The 6,236-nt window shown below is 40.8% G+C and carries 4 protein-coding genes; 1 reads left to right on the top strand and 3 read right to left on the bottom strand.

The window, feature by feature from the left end:
* Positions 1-59 precede the first annotated feature (59 nt).
* Positions 60-1,637 carry a glutamine-hydrolyzing GMP synthase gene (guaA, locus tag CWB66_RS12965; RefSeq protein ID WP_138585700.1) on the bottom strand — a complete coding sequence of 526 codons (1,578 nt, stop codon included), beginning with the start codon at positions 1,635-1,637 and terminating at the stop codon, positions 60-62.
* Between the two features lie 270 nt (positions 1,638-1,907).
* Positions 1,908-3,377, bottom strand: coding sequence for an IMP dehydrogenase (gene guaB / locus CWB66_RS12960; protein ID WP_007377818.1), 1,470 nt, complete (start codon positions 3,375-3,377; stop codon positions 1,908-1,910).
* Positions 3,378-3,524: 147 nt separating this feature from the next.
* Between guaB and xseA the strand changes: the two genes are divergently transcribed.
* Positions 3,525-4,856: an exodeoxyribonuclease VII large subunit gene (gene xseA / locus CWB66_RS12955; protein WP_138585699.1), complete on the top strand. Its 1,332-nt coding sequence runs from the start codon at positions 3,525-3,527 to the stop codon at positions 4,854-4,856.
* Positions 4,857-5,064: 208 nt separating this feature from the next.
* On the opposite strand, the gene cysE is transcribed toward xseA, so the two are convergent.
* Complete coding sequence (gene cysE, locus CWB66_RS12950; protein WP_138585698.1) at positions 5,065-5,883, bottom strand: serine O-acetyltransferase; 819 nt, start codon at positions 5,881-5,883, stop codon at positions 5,065-5,067.
* Between the last annotated feature and the right edge of the window lie 353 nt (positions 5,884-6,236).

Genomic DNA, 6,236 nt, shown 5'->3' with positions numbered 1-6,236 from the left:
AGCATGCTAATTCGCCGTTTTTTAATCACTTAAAATTAGTTAATTAAAACTAAAATTAATTATTCCCATTCGATAGTTGCAGGTGGTTTACCTGAAATATCGTAAACAACACGAGAAATACCATCAATTTCGTTAATGATACGGTTTGATACCACACCTAAAAACTCATACGGTAAATGTGACCAACGCGCTGTCATAAAGTCGATTGTTTCTACACAACGAAGTGATACAACCCAATCGTACTTACGTGCATCGCCCATAACCCCTACCGATTTAACCGGTAAGAATACCGTAAACGCTTGGCTTACTTTATGATAAAGCTCAGCTTTGTGTAGCTCTTCGATGAAAATCGCATCAGCGCGGCGTAATAAATCACAGTATTCTTTTTTGATCTCGCCAAGTACACGCACACCTAAACCAGGCCCTGGAAATGGGTGGCGGTATAACATGTCGTACGGTAAACCAAGCTCTAGGCCAATTTTACGCACTTCATCTTTGAATAACTCACGTAATGGTTCAACAAGCCCCATTTTCATGTCATCTGGTAATCCGCCCACATTGTGGTGAGATTTAATAACATGCGCTTTACCGGTTGCAGATGCCGCTGATTCAATTACATCTGGGTAGATTGTACCTTGCGCTAACCATTTCGCATTTTTAAGCTTTTTGGCTTGCTCATCAAACACATTAATAAACGTATGGCCAATGGCTTTACGCTTATCTTCTGGATCTGACTTACCTGCAAGATCATTTAAAAACTGCTCTTCAGCTTCAACTTTAACAATATTTAAGCCAAATTTATTACCAAACATGTCCATTACTTGTTGGCCTTCGTTTAAACGAAGTAAACCATTATCAACAAATACACATGTTAGCCTTTCGCCAATTGCACGGTGAATAAGCATAGCTACAACCGATGAATCAACGCCACCAGATAAGCCTAAAATAACTTCGTCATCGCCAACGGTTTCTTTAATTCGTTCGATAGCATCATCGATAATTTTTGCCGCAGTCCATAATTTTTCACAGCCACAAATATCAATAGCAAAACGCTCTAATAAACGCTGACCTTGATGTGTGTGCGTTACTTCAGGGTGAAACTGTACGCCGTAGAAACGTTTAGCTTCGTTAGACATTGCTGCATGTGGGCAAGTAGATGTTTTAGCTGTTGTTGTAAAATCAGCTGGAATATCCATTACTTTGTCGCCATGGCTCATCCAAACGTCAAGTATGCCGTTGCCGCCATCAGTAATGTGGTCTTCAATTGCATCAAACAATGCACAACTGCCTACTTTTTCAACTTGTGCGTAACCAAACTCTTTTTTATCAGAGCTGTGTACATTTCCGCCAAGTTGAGTTGCCATTGTTTGCATACCGTAACAAATACCCAATACAGGCACACCTGCATTAAATACATACTCAGGAGCGCGCGGGCTGTTTTCAAGTGTTGTTGATTCTGGGCCACCAGAAAGAATGATACCTTGTGGGTTAAACTCGCGGATTTGCTCTTCAGTTACATCCCATGCCCACAGCTCACAATAAACACCAATTTCGCGTATACGGCGCGCGATTAGTTGCGTGTATTGTGAACCAAAGTCTAAAATGAGAATTCGTGAATCGTGAATATCTTTGCTCATGGAGTATCTCGTAAAGTAGATGCTAATGCTAAATGCCGCTTTGAATACCAATTTTATTAAACATTACTAATTTTTGCAGGCTAAATAACTCTCTAACCACGTTAAAAACTTCTTATTTAGAAGAAACTAAAAATCGAAATTTTTGCCTCGTTATTGAGCCATTTATCTGTCGCAATAATTGACCACTTTATTAATGCAATTGGTATTTATATAAACGACTAAAAAGAGGGCTTGCAAAGCAAGCCCAGTATATTAAATTAATTACGCTGCTTAACCTAAGCGGTAATTTGGTGCTTCTTTAGTGATTTGCACATCATGAACATGCGACTCACCCATACCTGCAGATGTAACACGTACAAACTGTGGTTTTGTATTTAGCTCTTCAATTGTTGCACAACCCGTTAAGCCCATAGCACTTCGTAGGCCGCCCACTTGCTGATGAATAATCGTTGCAATAGGGCCTTTGTACGCTACGCGACCTTCAATACCTTCTGGTACTAGCTTGTCTGCTTCGTTTGATTTTTGGAAGTAACGATCTGATGAACCTTCTTTTTGATCCATCGCGCCCAATGAGCCCATACCACGGTAAGATTTGTAGTAACGCCCTTGGTATAGCTCAACTTCACCTGGTGCTTCTTCAGTACCAGCAAGAAGAGAACCCACCATTACACACGATGCACCAGCAACAAGTGCTTTAACAATGTCACCAGAAAAACGAATGCCACCATCAGCAATAACAGGAATGTCGCGACCTTTTAAGCCTTCAACAGCATCTGAAATAGCGGTAATTTGTGGAACGCCACACCCTGTAACAATACGTGTAGTACAAATAGAACCTGGGCCGATACCTACTTTAACTGCATCCGCTCCCGCATCAGCTAGTGCAATCGCACCTTCAGCTGTTGCAATGTTACCTGCAATAATTTGTAAGTCTGGGTACTCTTTGCGAGTTTTAGTAACACGGTCAATAACGCCTTGAGAGTGACCATGCGATGTATCGATAAGTAAAACATCAATACCCGCTTCGACTAATGCAGCAATGCGCTCATCAGTACCTGCGCCAACACTTACAGCAGCACCTACACGTAAACGACCTTGGTCATCTTTACATGCGTCAGGTTTGTCTTGGGCTTTTTGGTAATCTTTTACTGTGATCATGCCTTTGAGTTTAAATTCATCATCAACAACTAAGATTTTTTCAATGCGGTGTTCGTGCATTAAGCCTAAAATTTCTTCGCGGGCCGCACCTTCTTTAACGGTAACAAGCTTTTCTTTTTTAGTCATAACGGTAGAAACAGGCTGTTCAAGCTTAGTTTCAAAACGCATATCACGGCTAGTAACAATGCCTACAAGCACATTATTGCTATCGGTAACCGGAAAGCCTGAAAAACCTTTTTCATGCGAAAGCTCAACTGCATCAGCAATTGTTAAATCGGCAGTAACCGTTACAGGATAAGAAACAATACCTGCTTCGTAGGTTTTAACTTTACGTACGTTTTTCGCTTGTTCTTCAATAGTCATGTTTTTATGAATAAAACCAAGACCACCTTCTTGCGCAAGGGCAATAGCTAAACGAGCTTCTGTAACAGTATCCATAGATGCTGAAATAAGCGGCAAGTTAAGTTTGATACCACGCGTTAAGCGAGTTGAAATATTTGCCGTGTGTGGCAAAACAGTAGAATGACCAGGTACTAAAAGTACGTCATCAAAGGTAAGAGCTTCTTTAGCGATTCTAAGCATTTTGGCAACTTCTCACATGTGGATCTAAGATAAGGAATTGCGGCCAAATTTTAACAGCGTTGTTGGCGTGAGTAAATAATATTTCGAAAATATTTATGATAAACTTATCTTATAACTTGCCTCATAAATAATTTTAGGTTGTTTTTTATGTTTTCGAAGCCTTCGCAGACGGTTTACACCGTTTCACGCCTTAATAGAGAAATTCGCACATTACTTGAGCAAGGCTTTGCCTCATTAGTATTAACAGGTGAAATTTCTAATTTTATTACCCCAGCATCCGGCCATTGGTACTTTTCGTTAAAAGACGACAAAGCACAAATTAAAGCCGCAATGTGGCGCGGAAACAATCGCAACCAAAGCTACCGTCCTGCAAATGGCGCGCAAGTTACAGTAAAAGCGCGTGTATCACTTTATGAACCTCGCGGTGACTACCAGCTTATTGTTGAGCATATGGAGCCGGCCGGCGAAGGTCAGCTAAAACAAGAGTTCGATGCGCTTAAAATGCGCTTAGCCGCCGAGGGATTATTTGGCTCAGTTCACAAACAGCTATTACCGCAAAATATTAATCGTATTGGGGTTATTACCTCAGCAACCGGCGCTGCGATAAAAGATATTTTAACGGTGCTTAAACGCCGGGCGCCACAATTAGAAGTCATTATTTACCCTGCGATGGTGCAAGGCAAGGAAGCACACCTGCATTTAATTAAGCAAATAGGATTAGCCAATGCCCGTGATGAAGTAGACGTACTTATTTTAGGGCGAGGCGGCGGATCACTTGAAGATTTATGGTGCTTTAACCACGAACAACTTGCTCGTGCTATTTATCAAAGCGATTTACCAATTATAAGCGCCGTGGGTCATGAAATTGACACTACTATTAGTGACTACGTGGCCGATATGCGTGCGGCTACTCCATCGGCTGCTGCTGAGTTGGTAAGTCCTAACACGCAAGAGCTACACAACAAAGTTACGCAACTCATTAACCGTTTAAACAATGCCTTTAAACACGATATTGCTGATAAGCGCGCGCTTGCTACACATCTACAGCATCGCCTCAACCTATGCCACCCACGTAATCAGCTTAATCAAAAATCACAACGTTTGGATGAGCTAAGCATTGCACTGCAACAAGCTATGCAACATCGTTTATACCAGCAAGAACGCACACTCAATAACTTAACGCCACGTTTAATGCGCCAATCACCTGATAAAAAACTCGCTTCAGCAGGTCATCAACTTTCGCAATTACAAGCTAGGCTAAACCAAGCTATACAGCATCAGTTACAGCAGGCGAATAATAGCTTAGCACTGCAAGCAAGCAGGTTAGATTCGGTAAGTCCGCTTAATGTTTTAGCTCGCGGTTATAGCATCACTAAAACACAACAAGGCAAAGTGGTTAAATCTGTGGGTCAAATTAAAACAGGCGATGTTTTAATTACAGAGCTGGCGGATGGCGTAATAAAATCAACAGCGTCGTAAAACGTTCACTTAATTGCTGGTGTTACTTCTTTACTTTTTGGATGCAGAGCATAAGGTTTTTGCTGCTTTGCATTACTTTGCTATAACTTAGTTGGCTCTGAATCACTTGAAGCTAAATTAAAGTAGCCCCAAGTTAAACCAACACCAGCAATAAAGCCAATTCCTAGCAATAGCTATTGTTGTTCATTTTAATTCCTTTTACTTTTACTTATAACATTGAGCTAGTGTGTGATTCATTTTCAGGTTCTGGATTTGCTAAAAAATTTTGGTTCATACTTTGCGCTGGACACTCACAATCCGGTCGACCAATAATTTTAGCCGGTACGCCAACAGCCGTGGTATGCGGTGGTACATTACTTAGCACGACAGAGCCTGCACCAATTCGCGCCCCCTCACCTACTTCAATATTACCAAGCACCTTAGCGCCTGCACCAATTAATACACCTGCTCTAATTTTTGGATGACGATCACCCTGCTCGTTGCCTGTACCGCCAAGCGTTACCGATTGAAGTATTGATACGTTATCTTCAATTACCGCTGTTTCACCAATAACAATCCCAGTTGCATGGTCAAACATAATGCCTTTACCTACTTTACATGCTGGGTGAATGTCGACCCCAAATACTTCAGATGTACGGCTTTGAATAAAACGCGCTAATTCTTTACGGTTTTGTTGCCATAAGCAGTTAGCTAAGCGGTGCGCTTGAATAGCATGAAAACCCTTAAGATTTAATATAACCGTAAGGTAGGTTTCGGCAGCGGGATCCCTGTCTTTCACCGCCTTAATATCCTCTGCAACAAACGAGAGCATTCGGTCACACTTTACAAACGATTGATCAAACAACTCGCGAATAGTAAATGCAGATACCACCGCATCGGCCAATTTATTAGCAACAATAAAGCTTAATGCCGAACCTAAACAATCATGATTCAAAATGCATGAATACACATGACTCGCTAATAGTGGTTCTCGTTTTACTACATCGTTCGCTTCACCGCGAAGCTGTTGCCAAATTGCATGACGCATAATACTGCACTGCCTTAAGTTGATATAAAATAGCCTTTTCCCAAGTCTAACGGATTTAAAGCTTAAGGTGTTAACCCCTTAGTTATTTGTTCTAGTTATTAGGTATAACCGTTTATTAAGTTTCATTATTAGATAACTTGAACTCTGGATAATAAATCTATTTCAAGCAGCTATTTTCAGCGCTAACGGCGTTGAATTTACTTGTAATAGGCCAGCTATTGACGCGTAAATTCGCCTTGTATTCACAGAAAATCTCTGGCTAGAGAAAATAAATTTAAATATCACTATGATTCAATATATTAGTAAATATCTTAACCAGAGTTCAGGTTAATTATTTTTAAAAATAGGCGCTT

It is taken from the genome of Pseudoalteromonas sp. S558 (genome assembly GCF_005886635.1).
In the GTDB taxonomy this organism is placed as follows: domain Bacteria; phylum Pseudomonadota; class Gammaproteobacteria; order Enterobacterales; family Alteromonadaceae; genus Pseudoalteromonas; species Pseudoalteromonas aliena.
This window is presented reverse-complemented; position numbering and strand designations above follow the sequence as displayed.

Bases quoted from the DNA above. Each gene is read 5' to 3' on its own strand.
- guaA (WP_138585700.1), bottom strand. From the start codon at position 1,637: ATGAGCAAAGATATTCACGATTCACGAATTCTCATTTTAGACTTTGGT.
- guaB (WP_007377818.1), bottom strand. From the start codon at position 3,377: ATGCTTAGAATCGCTAAAGAAGCTCTTACCTTTGATGACGTACTTTTA.
- xseA (WP_138585699.1), top strand. From the start codon at position 3,525: ATGTTTTCGAAGCCTTCGCAGACGGTTTACACCGTTTCACGCCTTAAT.
- cysE (WP_138585698.1), bottom strand. From the start codon at position 5,883: ATGCGTCATGCAATTTGGCAACAGCTTCGCGGTGAAGCGAACGATGTA.